12 protein-coding genes and 1 pseudogene are annotated in these 15,555 nt (G+C 43.2%); 8 read left to right on the top strand and 5 right to left on the bottom strand.

The features are described from left to right. The first annotated feature begins 171 nt into the window (after window positions 1–171). Window positions 172–1,572, top strand: coding sequence for a VWA domain-containing protein (locus CYJ37_RS06330; protein WP_101548598.1), 1,401 nt, complete (start codon window positions 172–174; stop codon window positions 1,570–1,572). 64 nt (window positions 1,573–1,636) lie between these two features. Next, window positions 1,637–3,700: a sigma-54 interaction domain-containing protein gene (locus CYJ37_RS06325; RefSeq protein WP_101548596.1), complete on the top strand. Its 2,064-nt coding sequence runs from the start codon at window positions 1,637–1,639 to the stop codon at window positions 3,698–3,700. Window positions 3,701–3,787: 87 nt separating this feature from the next. Here CYJ37_RS06325 and pepV read toward each other — a convergent pair whose 3' ends face one another. Beyond that, complete coding sequence (gene pepV / locus CYJ37_RS06320) at window positions 3,788–5,182, bottom strand: dipeptidase PepV (protein ID WP_101548594.1); 1,395 nt, start codon at window positions 5,180–5,182, stop codon at window positions 3,788–3,790. 245 nt (window positions 5,183–5,427) lie between these two features. Here pepV and CYJ37_RS06315 point away from each other — a divergent pair, with 245 nt between their 5' ends. The 6 genes and pseudogenes from CYJ37_RS06315 (at window position 5,428) to CYJ37_RS27645 (ending at window position 12,146) form a co-directional block, all read left to right on the top strand. Next, window positions 5,428–7,089, top strand: coding sequence for a peptide ABC transporter substrate-binding protein (locus CYJ37_RS06315; RefSeq protein WP_101548591.1), 1,662 nt, complete (start codon window positions 5,428–5,430; stop codon window positions 7,087–7,089). 82 nt (window positions 7,090–7,171) lie between these two features. After that, window positions 7,172–8,110 (top strand): ABC transporter permease, encoded by a 939-nt coding sequence (locus tag CYJ37_RS06310; protein ID WP_101548589.1) that lies wholly within the window; start codon window positions 7,172–7,174, stop codon window positions 8,108–8,110. A gap of 5 nt (window positions 8,111–8,115) precedes the next feature. Further along, a complete protein-coding gene (locus CYJ37_RS06305) occupies window positions 8,116–9,060 on the top strand; it encodes an ABC transporter permease (protein ID WP_101548587.1) in 945 nt (314 codons plus the stop codon). A gap of 25 nt (window positions 9,061–9,085) precedes the next feature. After that, the gene (locus CYJ37_RS06300) at window positions 9,086–10,114 is read left to right on the top strand and encodes an asparaginase (RefSeq protein ID WP_101548585.1); all 1,029 of its coding nucleotides are present in this window, start codon (window positions 9,086–9,088) and stop codon (window positions 10,112–10,114) included. Window positions 10,115–10,133: 19 nt separating this feature from the next. Next, a pseudogene (locus tag CYJ37_RS27650) lies at window positions 10,134–11,024 on the top strand (ABC transporter ATP-binding protein); the annotation flags it as partial. 177 nt (window positions 11,025–11,201) lie between these two features. After that, window positions 11,202–12,146 (top strand): ABC transporter ATP-binding protein, encoded by a 945-nt coding sequence (locus CYJ37_RS27645; protein ID WP_374703152.1) that lies wholly within the window; start codon window positions 11,202–11,204, stop codon window positions 12,144–12,146. A gap of 104 nt (window positions 12,147–12,250) precedes the next feature. Here CYJ37_RS27645 and CYJ37_RS06290 read toward each other — a convergent pair whose 3' ends face one another. The 4 genes from CYJ37_RS06290 to CYJ37_RS06275 all read right to left on the bottom strand — a co-directional run bounded on the left by CYJ37_RS06290 (window position 12,251) and on the right by CYJ37_RS06275 (window position 15,421). After that, on the bottom strand, window positions 12,251–12,946 hold the full coding sequence (locus CYJ37_RS06290; RefSeq protein WP_101548581.1) for a hypothetical protein: 696 nt from the start codon (window positions 12,944–12,946) through the stop codon (window positions 12,251–12,253). 134 nt (window positions 12,947–13,080) lie between these two features. After that, complete coding sequence (locus CYJ37_RS26830) at window positions 13,081–13,677, bottom strand: hypothetical protein (protein WP_142385230.1); 597 nt, start codon at window positions 13,675–13,677, stop codon at window positions 13,081–13,083. Between the two features lie 660 nt (window positions 13,678–14,337). Continuing rightward, window positions 14,338–15,036: a hypothetical protein gene (locus CYJ37_RS06280; RefSeq protein ID WP_101548577.1), complete on the bottom strand. Its 699-nt coding sequence runs from the start codon at window positions 15,034–15,036 to the stop codon at window positions 14,338–14,340. A 61-nt stretch (window positions 15,037–15,097) separates the two neighbouring features. After that, window positions 15,098–15,421, bottom strand: coding sequence for a TIGR04104 family putative zinc finger protein (locus CYJ37_RS06275; RefSeq protein WP_101548576.1), 324 nt, complete (start codon window positions 15,419–15,421; stop codon window positions 15,098–15,100). Window positions 15,422–15,555: the final 134 nt, after the last annotated feature.

Genomic DNA, 15,555 nt, shown 5'->3' with positions numbered 1-15,555 from the left:
GATTTATTCTCGATGCTGGGTGAAATCCCCTTTATTTTTAAGTGGGCCAGGGGGACAGACCCCTTGGCCCACTCTCAAAAAGAGCCAGGGGACCTGTCCCCCTGGCTCACATTGGAAATGAATTGCCACAATGTGTAAAATACAGAAAAAGAGATTAAAAGGAGTTTTTCTATGAGACTATTAGTGCGCGGTGAGAGAGCAAAGCTTAATGACTCTAGTTCTTCTAAACAATTTGAGGTTGCGGTGGAAGTCCAGTCCGGGATGGAGGTTGATGTTACATGTTTCGGCCTGGATGGAGATAAGAAGCTTTCGGATGACAGATATATGATCTTTTATAATCAGCTTCAGTCACCTGGCGGGGAAATCAGCATGAAAGCCCACAGCAGCGGAGCTGGTACATATGAAATCGATCTGGACAAGCTGCATCCATCCGTAAAGAACCTAGTGTTTACGGCAGCAATTGATGGAGAAGGTACCATGTCGTTGGTTTCATCCGGTACCCTCACTGTGAAAGCGGACGGGCAGCCCATTTTGCAGTATAGCTTCACAGGCAGCGATTTTCAAAATGAAAAAGCAATCATAATTGGCGAGTTATACTTGAAGGACATTTGGCGGATTGCCTCGGTGGGAAAAGGATTTGATGGAGGCCTGGCCGCACTCCTTCAGCATTTTGGCGGAGAAGTGGCCGAAGACGAGAGCGGACCGGCGAAGCAGCCTGTGCCAGAAATAGCACCAGCCCAGCGTTACGTCCAGCAAACAGCGCCAGTCCAACCTGCTCCGGCCAACAGCAAGAAAGTCATGCTGGAAAAAAAGATGGAACAGAAGGCGCCAAAAATTCTCGATCTCTCAAAAAAAGTGAAAGTGTCCCTTGAAAAGGCAGGCCTTCAGGACCATAGCGCCAAGGTGGCATTATGCCTCGATATTTCCGGCTCCATGGCAGGCCTGTACCGTTCAGGGAAGATCCAGGAATTTGCCGAGCGGATTTTGGCACTTGGCACAAGGTTTGATGACGATGGCTCGATTGATATCTTCCTGTTCGGCCAAAATGCCCATCATGCCGATGAGCTGACCATTGATAATTTTGATGGCTTTGTAAAAAGGCTGAACCAGGCTTATCCGCTAGAAGGCGGTACTTATTACGGGAAAGTAATGAAAGAAATTCGCCAGCATTATTTCGGATCTGCGGGAAAACGCTCCAGTCCGGAAGCCCGTAATATGCCGGTATACGTCATGTTTGTAACCGATGGCGCCACGTTTGATGAACGTGAAACGCGGAATCATATCCAGAACTCTTCCTACGATCCGATCTTCTGGCAATTCATGGCCATCGGCAAATCCAACCGGGACGCAAGCAAAAAGAAAGGCAGGCGCGGATTCTTCAAGGCCATGTTCCAATCAGATTTCACCTTCCTCGAAAAACTGGATAACATGGACGGACGCTACCTCGACAATGCCGACTTCTTCAGCGTCGAAGACCCGAAGGCGATAGCGGAAGAAGAGCTTTATGACTTACTGATGGAGGAGTATCCGGAATGGGTGAAGAAGGCGAGGAGCGAGGGATTGATTCGGTAACAGGACCTTTTGGAGATAACTCACGAAAAAAAGTGCCTGACACCCAAGAACTAGAGGTGAAAATATGATTAGAATTCTTATCGTCACTTACACGGAAAACACGCTAAGTGCACTAGTACAGCAATTGAATGAGATTGGGCTGCAGGAGCATTTTGAGATTGATGCCCGGACGGTGGATAAACTTGATCATTCGATGATTTCGACCTATTCGCTTGTTTTGGTGTCGAGTCATATTGTTTATACAATGGCAAAGCCGTACTTGCCTGCAGATATGCCTTATATTATTACAAAAAGAACCATCAATTACGGTAAAATCCGTGAGCTGCTGACAATCCCAAAAGGCAGTAAAGTATACTTGGTGAGCGATTTAAAGCAATCTGCAGAGGAAACGATTGATGTTTTGAAAGAAGCGGGTATTGAACTGGATTTCTATCCATTTTATTCTCAGGAAGAGCCTCGCAGTAATGTTGACGTTGCTATTACAGCCGGTGAACCGCAAATTGTACCTAAAAAGATAAGAAAAATTATTAATATTGGTAGCCGGCATATTGATATATCTACGCTTGTAGAAATCTTTCATCATTTTAAATTGTCGCCTTTTACTTCTACACCCCGTTTGTCTGCACGATTCATGCAGTCTCTGGTTGACCTGACAAAGGATTTGAGTGATGAAATCCTGAAGTCTAAAGTCTTGCAAAAAAGCTTGGAGAGCATGGTTCAGCATATGGATGATGCCGTGCTCTCATATAACAATGAAAAGAGAATTGAACATTATAATAAGAAAGCAGCAGATATACTGAATCTTTCAGATGAATATCCCGAACATCCATTTTTGCATGATATTCCTTCTTCTTACTATGAAGCAATGATGGGAATGGCTGTCGGCCAGGAAAACTTTGTCGAAATCAATGATATTGCCTATTATATGAGGAAAAAGCGGATCATCATTGATGAGCAAGTGTACGCCACCCTTATTATTTTCGGGAAAGTAGAGGAATATCAAAAGATTGAGCATGATTACCGGTTCAAAGCAAAGCAGAAAAATCTAGTGGCTCGTTATACCTTTGATGACATGAAAACGGGAAGCAAACCTGTGCTTGACATGATAAAAATTGCCGGGAAACTGGCCAGAAGCGATTCCACAATCCTAATCCTTGGAGAAACCGGGACCGGAAAAGAAGTATTGGCACAGGCAATTCATAATGCTTCCCAGAGAAGTTATCAGCCGTTTATCGGGGTTAACTTTGCCGCTATTTCTGAAAGCCTGATGGAAAGTGAGCTTTTCGGCTATGAATCCGGGGCGTTTACAGGTGCCAGAAAAAATGGCCATATCGGAATGTTTGAACAAGCCCATAAAGGGAGCATTTTCCTTGATGAAATCGGCGATGCATCACCTGTCATACAAAACCGCCTTCTAAGAGTTCTTCAGGAAAGGCAAATCATGAGGGTGGGGGGTGACCGGATGATCCCGCTTGATGTAAGGGTAATTGCTGCCACCAATAAAGATCTGAATAAGCTCATTGAAGAAGGAAGCTTTAGGGAGGATTTGTATTACAGGCTGAATGTGTTGCCGCTAAGGCTCCTGCCGCTCAGGGAAAGAAAGCAGGATATTTCCCTCCTCATCAACATGTTTATAAAAGAATTTCAGGAAAAACTCGGCAGAACGGGATTCAATTTTTCCAGTGAAGCCTTGAAAGTCTGCGAAAACTATCATTGGCCGGGTAACATACGTGAACTGCGAAACGTCGTGGAATATGCAGCCCATATTTGCTGTGAAACCGTCTATAAGGAAGAATTGCCTATATGGGAATCGGGTGACCCACCTTTTGAACAGGAGAATGACAGTTCAGTACTTGCCTTTATTCAAAAAGAGTTGATGGAAAAAGGGTTTCTCGAAGAATCACTGGTGATGCTGGATTACTTGAATTCCAAAGAAATCCGGTCAGCCGGCAGACCGGCATTGTGCCGCCATCTAAAGGAAAGCGGCCTCCTGCTGAGCGATCAGCAGCTGAGATACCGCCAAAAGCTTTTGAGCCAGCATAATCTCATTACAATTGAGAAAGGAAGAGCTGGTAGTTCAATAACAGAAAAAGGCATGAGGTTCCTAGAACTTGAAAAAATAAACTAATATGCCCTGCGAGGAAATAACGCCATCCAAAAGCCGGCAATATGGTATAAGCAAAGAGCAAGCGCCAATATCGCTTGCTCTTTTGTGCTAAATTTTTGCTAGACTGTAAATGGCTCTTGCATAAATGCTGGCTGCCTTCAGCAGATCAGCTATCTCTGCATATTCGTTTCGCTGGTGTGCAGTGTTATCCTTCCCAGGGAAAACAGCACCGAAAGCAACGCCATTTGTTATGAAACGTGCATATGTTGCGCCGCCTGTCGTTAGAAGGCCGGCATAGTGACCGGTTTCCTCCTCGTATGCCTGCTGCAATGCCTTTATAACAGGCCTATCTTTATCAACATAATGAGGCTTTTTCTCCCGTACTTCTTCTATCTTGAAACCATAGTTGGCAGCTGTATCACTGAGCTTTTCAATCGTTCGCAAATAAGGTGTTTCAACAGGGCAGCGGATATTTAGAGCGATGGACTCTTCATTCTCTTTCAAGCGGAATATACCCGGATTTACAGTTAAAGGGCCGGTTACTTCATCTGAAAAGGATATCTCGAGCTTTTCTCCATGAAAATCTTCATCCAAGCAATCAGCAGCAAATCTAAGGAACGGACTACTTAATTTGCCGTTTAAAAAGCAGGCCAGCTTTGTTGCCGCATTTATACCTTTATCCGGTTCCATGCCATGTGCGGATTTTCCGTATAAAATAAACCGGATTGAATCTCCTTCATTATGTGATTCAACTTGCAGGCCAGCGCGCTGGCCGTATTGTATAAACTCATCCCTCAATAGATCTAAATTTACCCCATTAATAATAACTTCCGCTCTGTCCGGAACCATATTTCCTTTTTCACCTGCGTAAAAGCTGCTTAGAATGTAATTGCCTGCTTCTACTGGCTTACCTGCCTTCCTTATTAAGGTGGCATTTATTTGCCCTTTTTCTGCATGAATAATCGGGAACTCAGCATCAGGTGCAAATCCTGTAAGAGCTTCAGGCTCTGTTTGTGTATACCTTTTCATACAAGACATTCCGCTTTCCTCATCTGTCCCGAAAATGATTCTTACGCGGTGCTTTAAGGCAAGCCCGCTTTCTTTTACGGCCTTCATCGCATAATAGGCAGCCATTGTTGGTCCTTTATCATCAATAGCGCCGCGTGCATAGAGCCTCCCATTTCTGATTTCCGGTGTGAATGGGTCGGAATCCCATTCACCTGTTGCGGGAACAACATCCAAATGGCAAAGAATCGCAATATAATCGGTGGCGTTTTTCGGCCCCATTTCTGCAAATCCGGCATATCCGTCTATATTCTTAGTCCGAAACCCATCTTCCCTGGCTATATCCAGCATAAAGGACAAAGCTTTATGAATGTTTTCCCCCATTGGCGCCCCGTCGGATTTTGAAGCGTCATCTTTTACACTTTCAATGGAAAGCAGCTGACTCAAATCTTCAATCATTTGCTCCTGTCTGACTATTATTTCTTTTTTCCAGTCCATTATATCCCCTCCCGATAACCTTTTTATGCAAGTAACATACCAAAATGTAATAAAGAAAGATGACGCTTATCAACGTTTTATTGGTTAACCTTTTTTTCGAAAAATTAATAGTTTAAACACATTTGGTTAACCAACTTATATTTATATTTTCAGATTATTTTAATAATTACAATAAAACTTTAGTAATAGCAAACTGGCACACAACTTGCATGAAATTAAACGAGAAAAAAATAGGGGGTTAAAAAATGAAGAATGCATGGTCAAAAAAGCTATCCATTATTTTAATGGCACTGATTATCCTTCTCACAGGCTGCAACTTCAGTGGTAAATCTTCCTCTGAGACGGGAGCAGAAAAAGAGGGGGAAAACCCATCAGAACAGTCTGATGGAAAGGGAGAAAACGTTTTAAATCTGAGTCTTGATAATGATATTCCAGATTTGAACCAGGTCAAGACGACGGATGCTATTTCTTTCGCTGTGCTGAATAACGTCATGGAAGGGCTCTTCCGTTTAGATGAAAATAACGAGCCCCAACCGGCAATGGCTGATAGTTTTGAAAAGTCCGAGGATGGACTAACTTATACATTCAAGCTAAAAGACGGTATTAATTGGAGTAACGGAGATCCTGTTACAGCCAATGATTTTAAGTATTCATGGCTGCGCTCCATGCACCCAGACACTGCCGGTGCTTATTCAAGCATCCTGACAGATTATATTAAAGGCGGGGCAGAATTTGCAGCAGGTGAATCTAATGCTGATGCTGTTGCAATTGAAGTGAAAGATGATAAAACACTTGTTGTGGAACTCGTACAGCCGACACCGTTTTTCTTAGGCTTGACTGCGTTCGTCACCTATTTCCCTCTTAATGAGAAGTTTGTAACAGAGCAGGCGGATCAATTCGCATTATCAAAGGATGCCATTCTTTATAATGGCCCTTACGTCCTGACAGATTATGATCAGGCAAAGGGAGTTTCTATGGAAAAGAATCCGGAATACTGGGATAAAGATAAGGTTGCTGTCGAAAAAGTCAATATGAAGGTCATCAAAGAACAAAGTACAGCCCTTAACCTGTATGAGGCAGGTGAGCTGGATAAAGTTTACCTTTCCTCTGCTGATGTGGATACTTACAAAGATAGCCCAGAATTCGCGTCCGAAACCGAATTCAGGACATATTTTATTCAATTTAACATTGGAAAAGAGCCTTTTAATAACGAAAATATCCGTAAAGCTCTCCAGCTGGCATATGATCCTGAAGTTTTAACCAGTGTCATCCTGAACAACGGCTCTGAACCTGCATATGGGCTGGTTGCTCCTGAAATGGCTGGAGTGGACGGGGAATCATTCAGAGAACTACAGGGAGAGTTAATAAAGCCAGATGCTGAAAAAGCAATGGAGCTTTGGGAAAAAGGAGTCGAAGAGCTCGGAAAGACCCCAGTAATTGAATTGCTGATTTCTGATGACACGGTTTCGAAAGATACAGGAACATTCCTGCAAAGTGAATTTAAAAAGAATCTTGGCATTGACGTTACGCTTGCCACTCAGCCATACAGCGGCCGCCTTGATACGATGAGGGCTGGCGATTATCAAATGGCTGTCAACCGCTGGGGAGCTGACTTCAATGATTCGATGACTTACCTGGATTTATGGGAAAGTCCGTCGAACCCACACTTCCGAGGAAATTACATCAGTGCAGAATATGACGAATTGGTCAATGCTGCGAAAATAGAGGCTGATGATAAAGTTCGTATTGATAACCTGCTTGAAGCAGAAAAACTGATTCTTGAAGATGGAATATTGGGGCCGCTTTACTATGATGGGCTTTCTTACTTACAAAAGCCTTACCTGAAAGGACTAGTCACTCATCCATACGGGGCTTCACCGGATTTAAAATGGACAACAGTCCAATAAAGATGCTGGTTCAGGGAGGAAACATAGTTTCTCTCCCTGACTTTAAAAAGGAAAGACCCTGCAATAGGTGGAGGTGGAGAAAATGAAGAAGTATCTTTTTGTCAGGATCATCAATATCCTGATTACTTTATACATAATTGCAACGGCAACATTCTTCCTGATGAAGCAGCTGCCGGGATCACCTTTTGATGAGGAGCGGCTGGCCAATTTATCTGAAGAACAAAGAATGGATTTTTATGCTAAGTATGGCTTGGACAAATCCTTATCAGGCCAATATGTTCTTTATTTAAAAAATCTTGTCCAAGGTGATTTGGGAGATTCTTTTTATTTTAAAGGACAGGATGTTACAGGTCTGATTGCCGGACGAATCGGCCCCTCGGCACTGCTTGGTTTTCAGGCTGTACTGCTGGGGTTCACCATAGGAATCGTCCTGGGGATTATTGCGGCTTTCAAGCATAACACAATGTGGGATTTTTCCACGATGCTCATTGCAGTTCTCGGTGTATCTGTTCCTAATTTCGTATTTGCGGCCCTGCTGCAATATTATGTTGGCTTAAAATTGGGAATCCTGCCAGTCGCTTTTTGGGAATCTTATTCAAGCTCGATCATGCCAACCCTGGCCTTATCTCTTATTGTCATTGCGCTAATCGCCCGCTTTACACGGAATGAAATGCTCGAAGTCCTTCAGCAGGACTATATGCTGACGGCAAGGGCGAAAGGGCTCAGCCAGTTTAAGGTCATTTATAAGCACGCTATCCGGAATGCCCTTATTCCAGTTGTAACCATTCTGGGCCCGATTGTCGTTAGTCTGCTGACTGGTTCCCTCGTCATCGAGAACATTTTTGGAGTTCCAGGGATCGGAAGCCTGTTTGTCGACTCCATTAAAGTCAATGATTACACCACTATTATGGGCTTGACCCTTTTTTACAGTGCATTTTTCGTACTGACCATGCTTGTAATCGATCTCATGTATGGGGTAATTGACCCGAGAATTCGCATCAGCGGGGCAAAGGAGTTGTGAATGTTATGAAGCAAGCTGAACCGGTTTTGAACGAAGAAGAACTAACGGATGATTTATTTGAGATTACCGGCCGGAGAACGGAAGACAGCGAGAGAATCAACCGTCCGCCTTTATCGGCTTTCAAAGACAGCTGGATCAGGCTCAGGAAAAATAAAGGTGCAATCGTCAGTCTGGCAGTTTTATCTATAATCCTTCTGCTTGCTGTTATTGGGCCATATATGAACGAATACAAATATTATGAAACAGACTATTCTGTTGCTTACCAGCCTCCAAGCGGGGAACATTGGCTTGGCACAGATAAATTCGGACGTGATCAATGGACCAGGATTTGGGAAGGTACTCGGATTTCGATGTATATTGCAGTCCTGGCTGCTTTTCTTGATTTGCTGATTGGTGTTACCTACGGGGCTGTTTCGGCGATGAAGGGCGGAAAAGTAGATAATTATATGCAACGGGTCATTGAGATTTTAGTAGGAATTCCGAACCTTATCATTATCATCCTATTAATCATGCTATTGAAGCCAGGGATTTTTACGATCACAGTGGCGATGGTCATTACAGGCTGGGTAAATATGGCCAGGCTTGTAAGGGCACAAATTTTCAAATTGAAGGAACAGGAGTTTGTACTTGCAGCAAAATCACTTGGTTCAACAAATAATCGGCTGATTTTACATCATCTTATTCCAAATGTCATGGGGCTGATAGTGATTAATATGATGTTCACTATTCCCTCTGCCATTTTTACAGAGGCCTTTCTAAGCTTTATAGGTCTGGGCTTACAAGAGCCGCTTGCTTCATTGGGAGTACTGATCAATGATGGATTCAGGGGCATGAGGAATCATTTCTACCTGCTCCTTTACCCGGCAATCATAATTGTAGGCATCATGGTAAGCTTTAATATTTTGGCTGACGGTCTTCGGGATGCACTGGATCCGAAAATGCGAAAATAAATAGTTCTAAAGAGAGGTTAGACATATGGCAAGTCCAATTCATGTTTATCGTGGAAGTTATTTAGAAAGTGTACATGAGATTCATGTAGCTGTCGTCAATGCTGCGGGAGAGGTTCTTTATTCATATGGGGATCCGGGCAGGCTGACTTTTCCAAGATCATCTATGAAGCCTTTTCAGGCAGTTGCAGTAGTTCAAACAGGAGCAATAGACCATTTCGGATATGAAGATGCAGATCTTTCGCTCATTTGTGCTTCTCATAGCGGAGAAGGATTTCACAGAAGCCGTGTAATGAATATCCTGGATAGAATTAACCTTGAGGAAAAAGCCCTGCAATGCGGAACCCATATTCCCCATGATATTGAGGGCTACAATAAATTGATTCGGAACGGCGGAGAGCTGACCCCCGTATTCAGCAACTGCTCAGGAAAGCATTCTGGAATGCTGACCGCGGCAGTCCATATGCATGAGGATATTCATAGCTATAGGGAATTTACCCACCCTCATCAGCAGCGGATCCTTGAAGTAATTGAAGATGTCTGCGGCTTTCCGAAGCAGGAGATTGAATTAAGCTTGGACGGATGCGGTGTGCCTGTCCACCGATTGCCTTTAAAAAATGCCGCCTTGGGATTTGCCAGACTGGCAAAACCATTTTCATGGCGGGATGGAGAGCGCTCCCAATTTCTTGAGCGAATTCGTTCAGCCATGACAAAGCATCCGGAAATGGTTGGTGGAACTGACCGATTTGATACAGATTTAATGAGGGAATTTAATGGGAGAATTGTTGCTAAAGCCGGTGCTGAAGGGATTCAATGCCTCGGGGATGCTGAAACCGGCATAGGGGTTGCCATCAAAGTTGCTGATGGAAATGCACGTGCAGCGAGTGTCGCCACAATGGAGATATTGAAACAGCTGGGAATTGGGGATGAGGCGATTTATGAGCGGCTGGACGAATATATAAAGGCTCCTGTCCTGAATGCCAGAAAAGATAGGATAGGACATATAGAAGCAAATTTTCAGCTTGCTGCTGGAGAAAGAGTTCTAACAAGAAGCTGATAGTAAGGGGTGAAAAACTGTGGAAAAACTGCTTGAATTAAAAGATCTCCATGTTTCCTTCCGTACATATGCTGGCAAGGTACAAGCCGTCAGAGGCGTAAACCTCTTTTTGAAAAAAGGGGAGACCCTGGCGATCGTCGGAGAATCCGGATCGGGCAAATCGGTCACTTCCAAAACAATCATGAAGCTGCTTCCGGGAAATTCGGCCAGTATAGAAGATGGAGAGATCCTTTTCGAAGGAAAAAATCTTATTCAATACTCGGAAAAAGAAATGCAGAAAATCAGGGGATCGGAAATCTCAATGATTTTTCAAGACCCGATGACTGCACTGAATCCGACTATGACAATTGGGAAGCAAATTGCCGAAAGCCTTATGACCCATCAGAGGATCCGAAAAAATGAAGCAGACCAAAAAGCTATTGAATTATTAAGGCTGGTCGGCATTCCGAATCCCGAAAACCGTATTAGACAATACCCACATCAGTTTTCCGGGGGGATGCGGCAGCGTGTTGTCATCGCGATTGCCTTAGCTTGTAACCCTAAAGTGCTTATCGCGGACGAACCCACAACTGCTCTCGATGTAACAATCCAGGCGCAAATTCTGGATTTAATGAAAGATATCCAAAAGAAAATGGGAACATCCATCATTATCATTACACATGATCTGGGAGTGGTTGCAAACATTGCGGACCGGGTCGCCGTGATGTATGCGGGCAAGATAGTGGAAACAGGGACTGCGGAAGAAGTGTTTTACAATCCGCAGCACCCTTATACTTGGGGTCTTCTTGGCTCCATGCCGAATATGGATACAAGAGAAGAACTGGTTGCCATTCCAGGAACACCGCCAGATTTGCTTAATCCTCCACAGGGAGATGCTTTCGCTGAGAGAAACGAGTTTGCCATGAAGGTCGATTACCTGCGAGAGCCTCCGATGTTCAAGCTTTCGGACACCCACTATGCTGCAACCTGGCTGCTTCACGGGAAGGCACCTAAAGTGGAAAGGCCTGTATTTAATAAAAAGCGGCTTGTTGTTCCGAAGCCTCACTTAAAAGCGGTGTCTAATAAAAAGCCAGCCAAAGAGCCCCTTATGGAAATCAGAAATCTGAAAAAATATTTCCATACAGGGAAGGATGAAGTGCTGAAGGCTGTGGATAATATTTCATTTACTATTTATAAGGGAGAGACGCTCGGCCTTGTCGGGGAATCAGGCTGCGGGAAATCGACTACAGGCAGGACACTCATGCGATTGTATGATGCCACAGATGGAGAAGTATTTTTTCAAAATGAAAAAGTGCACGACAAGAAAAGTCCAGCCGAGTTAAAAGAGTTTAACCGCAAAGTCCAGATGATCTTTCAAGATCCGTACGCTTCCCTTAATCCAAGGAAAACAGTGGCCGACATTATAGCAGAAGGAATTGATATTCACGGCCTGGCTTCATCTAAGGAAGAGCGCAGGCAAAAAGTATACGAGCTGCTTGAAACGGTCGGTCTGAACAAGGATCATGCCAACCGATATCCGCATGAATTCTCAGGCGGACAGCGCCAAAGAATCGGAATAGCTCGGGCGCTGGCTGTAGAACCGGAATTCATCATTGCCGACGAGCCTATCAGCGCATTGGATGTTTCAATTCAGGCACAAGTGGTCAATTTGATGAAAAAACTGCAGAAGGATCGTAACCTCACCTATTTGTTCATCGCCCATGACCTCTCGATGGTCAAGCACATCAGCGATCGGGTAGGGGTAATGTACCTTGGAAACATGGTCGAACTGGCTGAATCGGATGAGCTATATGACGAACCACTGCATCCCTATACACAAGCACTTTTATCAGCTGTACCAATCCCTGACCCTGCCAAGGAAAAATCAAGAAAACGCATCATTTTAGAAGGAGACCTGCCAAGCCCAAGCAACCCGCCAAGCGGCTGCCGATTCCGCACCCGCTGTCCGCACGCCACAGAACTCTGCGCAGAAAAAGTACCTGAATGGAAAGAAGCAAAGCCGAACCATTGGGTTGCCTGCCATTTATTTTGAAAGGCCAGGGGGACAGGTCCCTTGGCTCATCTGTAAAATATAATAGGTGCTTGCCCCCACATGCTAAGATACAGCACATGTGGGGCAGGCACTTTTCCAATCTATCACTCTTCTTTCCTACCCTTCACAATACCCTTCATCCTCTCTGTCCCAACAGCTCCCACATTCAATACATTCTCATCTAACCAATAACCAATCCCAAAAGATGAGCCATCCTTAAGGTGAATTCTCAAAAACACTCTCCTGTCACCTTTAATCTTCTTAAAGACCTTATTAAAACCGACATACTCCAGCGAAAGAAAATCTCCAATAAACTCCGTTGTTTCCTTCTCTGTAAAATCGGAGATATGGCTGCCATCATAATCACTTTCCAGACTCATCTTCGCTACCTTCCCTTTTATATCCAATAGATCAGAGAGTATTTTTGCTTTGTTGTTTTCACTTACTTGATACACTTGATTGCCCGCAAGCACTCTGAAATCGGACCTGTACCCGGCAATTTCATAAATCTCTGTTCCAACAGGCAGAAAGGCAGCATCTCCATTTTTCAGTTTATGACCTAAGCAGGCATTATCTGCTAATGTGTATGTTACTTCACCAATTTTTTTACCCTTCTCCGGCGCTTCACCTTCTGATAAGCCTTCATCTCCCCCCTCGTATTTAATTCCATTCACCATTAATACATCTACCCACTCTATCACTGCATTAGGTGGACAATCACTTTCAATACTTCCTATGTTGGAACAAGCAGCCAATATGAAAATCACTATAATGGAAATGAGACCAAATTTTTTAAGCAAACCCTCACTCCTTGATATATGAGCTTTAAAAATAAAGACAGATCATACTGATTAGACGAAGGTCCGGCCTTAAAGGATACATATCTTGCGTGATAAAAAGAGCCAAGGGACCTGTCCCCTTGGCTCCAATCCAACTAATTTTTGATCTCTGAGGGTTTCTTTAAGAGGGCCGTAGATACAAATGTGACCAGCAGTCCCAAGCTATAAGTGAAGCTGGATACAAAGAGAGCACCTTGCTGGTCGTTCATGCTTGCCAATATGACCATTTCTTGACCGTGGCGAAAGGATAAAGCCCCCAGCAGCAAAAAGAGAATTAAAACTATTACTGTTCCTTTTGCTATGCGGGAATTTGCAGGCTTATGAAATGCCTGGAAAATTGTCTCTCTTTTTATTAATGCATAAAGAATCATTAATGCATAAACTGCAAATGTAACCCAAAATAACGGAATGCCATGAGTAATCCTTAACAGCGGAAAAACCATAAAAAGTCCCACCGTCATACAAAGCAAAAAGGCTGTTAAAGAGTTGTATCGTACCAATTTCATGCCTCTTCTCCACCAAATCCAAGCTATGACTGTCTCTACAAGAGTAATAGCCATGAAGAGAAGAAAAATGTTAAGTGATACAGACGGTACTAAACTAGATAAAGTCCCCATCAATAAGTTTGATCCTATTAAGCCGAATGCATTTCCAACAATAAAATCTTTAAAGTTTCTATCTCTCCCAGCCAAAAAACCACCTGATTTCCGCCCATCAGTCACAGGCCTTCTTTAAATCCCTTATTCTCCCAGTATAACTATTATTAAATAGATTATGAAAGCCTTCCCTGGATTTTATCAACGTTTTATATACAAATTTATTTTATCCTGTTGTTTATCTTGGAACCTTATAACAATTTGATATTCGTCTTCCTAATATGTCACGGAATTAATAGTACCAACTAAAAATGAAACTACATCATTTTCAATATTAGTATTCATCTCCCCAATTTCCCCTGTAATCAACCCGTCTCTGCTTTTAAATTTTATACCAATATTATTTATATCTTCCTTTGACAGATCTAAATCTTTCAATTATATGTGAACCCAGTTTACTTTTCTTTCATCATACATTTCTGGTTTGTATATATAGCTAACGTTCCAATATTCTCCTTCACCATAAAAAGTTACTTCATCCGAAACAACTGTTTGTGTGGATGATGAACAAGCCGTTAATATTATGATAGTAAAAAAATAGAACAACACTTTCATTCTCAATAGTAAAACCCTTTTTTAGCCTGGCAAACAAGAAATGCCGCTTGGTCGCCTAATGGTTGAGCCATGTGGACAGGTCCCATGCCACGCTCTTAGAAAGAGCCAAGGGACCTGTCCACATGGCCCAAAGCCTTCCCGCTATTCCTCAATCCCTTTCCTGCCAAGCACAATTTCTTTCATTTCCTCTGTCCCAAAAGCACCCGTATTCAATACGTTTTCTTCCGGCCAATAAACGAAGCTAAAAGACGAACCATCCTTAAGGTGGATCCTCAAAAACACTCTATTTTCACTGTTAATTTTCTTGTGAACTTTATCATAACCTACATACTCCAGCGCAAGAAAGCCTTCCATAAAATCCTCTGTTTCCTGCTCTGTAAAATCAGATACATGACTCCCATCATAGTCGCTTTCAAGGCTCATCTTCTTCACCTTGCCTTCTATATCTAATAGTTCTGAGATTGTCTTCGCTTTCTTGTTTTCACTGACTTGATAAACTTTATTGCCCGCAAGCACTCTGAAATCAGATCTGTACCCGGCAATTTCAAAAATTTCTGTCCCAACAGGAAGAAATGCAGCATCACCATTTCTCAGCTTATGATTGGAACAGGCGTTGTCTGCTAACATATACCTGACTTCGCCTATTTTTTGCCCTTTTTCTGGAGCTTCTCCTTCCGATAACCCTTCATCTTCACCCTCGTATTTAATGCCATTTATCATCACTACATCTACCCAGGATATCTCTGCATCCGGACATCCGCCGACTGCATTCTTGAAGCTAGAACACGCAGATAATACGAAAACCAGTAAAATGAACAAAACGCTAAGCTTTTTGGCCAAACAACCACCCCTTTAACGATACGTTGCCTTTATTTATACAGAAAAACCTATAGCATCCCCTTTAGTCTGAATACAAACTTTCACCTTCAACTTTTAATTTTGTAAGATAAGGAACCAGCAGTGAACCTAAAAAGGCCAGCAGAATTCCACAGCCGAGGTCTAAATAAATGTTGTCAAAGGGAGCTATGATACCGGCAAAAATAGTCAATGACCCTATTGCCAAAAAAGTATTTACCAGCCTTCCCCCTAATGTTACATAGTGTTCAGAGCCACAGTTGTCACATATTACTGGCTGGTTTACTTCTCTCCATAAAATACGATATTTTTTCCGCCAGTTGAATGGAGCATGGCATTTCTTACAGTTTTGCAAATAGCTAACACCCATACTTTAACCTCCACTATCCATCTGCAATTCCTTCTGAGCGTTCGAAGCTGTTGTGAGCCAGGGGGTCAGGTCCCATGGCCTGACTCGAGCCAAGGGGTCAGGTCCCTAGACCCAACCTCAAAAAGAGCCAAGGG

The organism is Bacillus sp. UMB0728, from assembly GCF_002858875.1.
GTDB lineage: Bacteria > Bacillota > Bacilli > Bacillales > Cytobacillaceae > Bacillus_AB > Bacillus_AB infantis.
The sequence above is the reverse complement of the archived record's forward strand: the minus strand, read 5'-3'. Positions and strand labels throughout refer to the sequence as shown.

What these genes read in the sequence shown, in the direction of transcription:
- CYJ37_RS06330 (WP_101548598.1), top strand. Translation starts at nt 172, where the DNA reads ATGAGACTATTAGTGCGCGGTGAGAGAGCAAAGCTTAATGACTCTAGT.
- CYJ37_RS06325 (WP_101548596.1), top strand. Translation starts at nt 1,637, where the DNA reads ATGATTAGAATTCTTATCGTCACTTACACGGAAAACACGCTAAGTGCA.
- pepV (WP_101548594.1), bottom strand. Translation starts at nt 5,182, where the DNA reads ATGGACTGGAAAAAAGAAATAATAGTCAGACAGGAGCAAATGATTGAA.
- CYJ37_RS06315 (WP_101548591.1), top strand. Translation starts at nt 5,428, where the DNA reads ATGAAGAATGCATGGTCAAAAAAGCTATCCATTATTTTAATGGCACTG.
- CYJ37_RS06310 (WP_101548589.1), top strand. Translation starts at nt 7,172, where the DNA reads ATGAAGAAGTATCTTTTTGTCAGGATCATCAATATCCTGATTACTTTA.
- CYJ37_RS06305 (WP_101548587.1), top strand. Translation starts at nt 8,116, where the DNA reads ATGAAGCAAGCTGAACCGGTTTTGAACGAAGAAGAACTAACGGATGAT.
- CYJ37_RS06300 (WP_101548585.1), top strand. Translation starts at nt 9,086, where the DNA reads ATGGCAAGTCCAATTCATGTTTATCGTGGAAGTTATTTAGAAAGTGTA.
- CYJ37_RS27645 (WP_374703152.1), top strand. Translation starts at nt 11,202, where the DNA reads ATGGAAATCAGAAATCTGAAAAAATATTTCCATACAGGGAAGGATGAA.
- CYJ37_RS06275 (WP_101548576.1), bottom strand. Translation starts at nt 15,421, where the DNA reads ATGGGTGTTAGCTATTTGCAAAACTGTAAGAAATGCCATGCTCCATTC.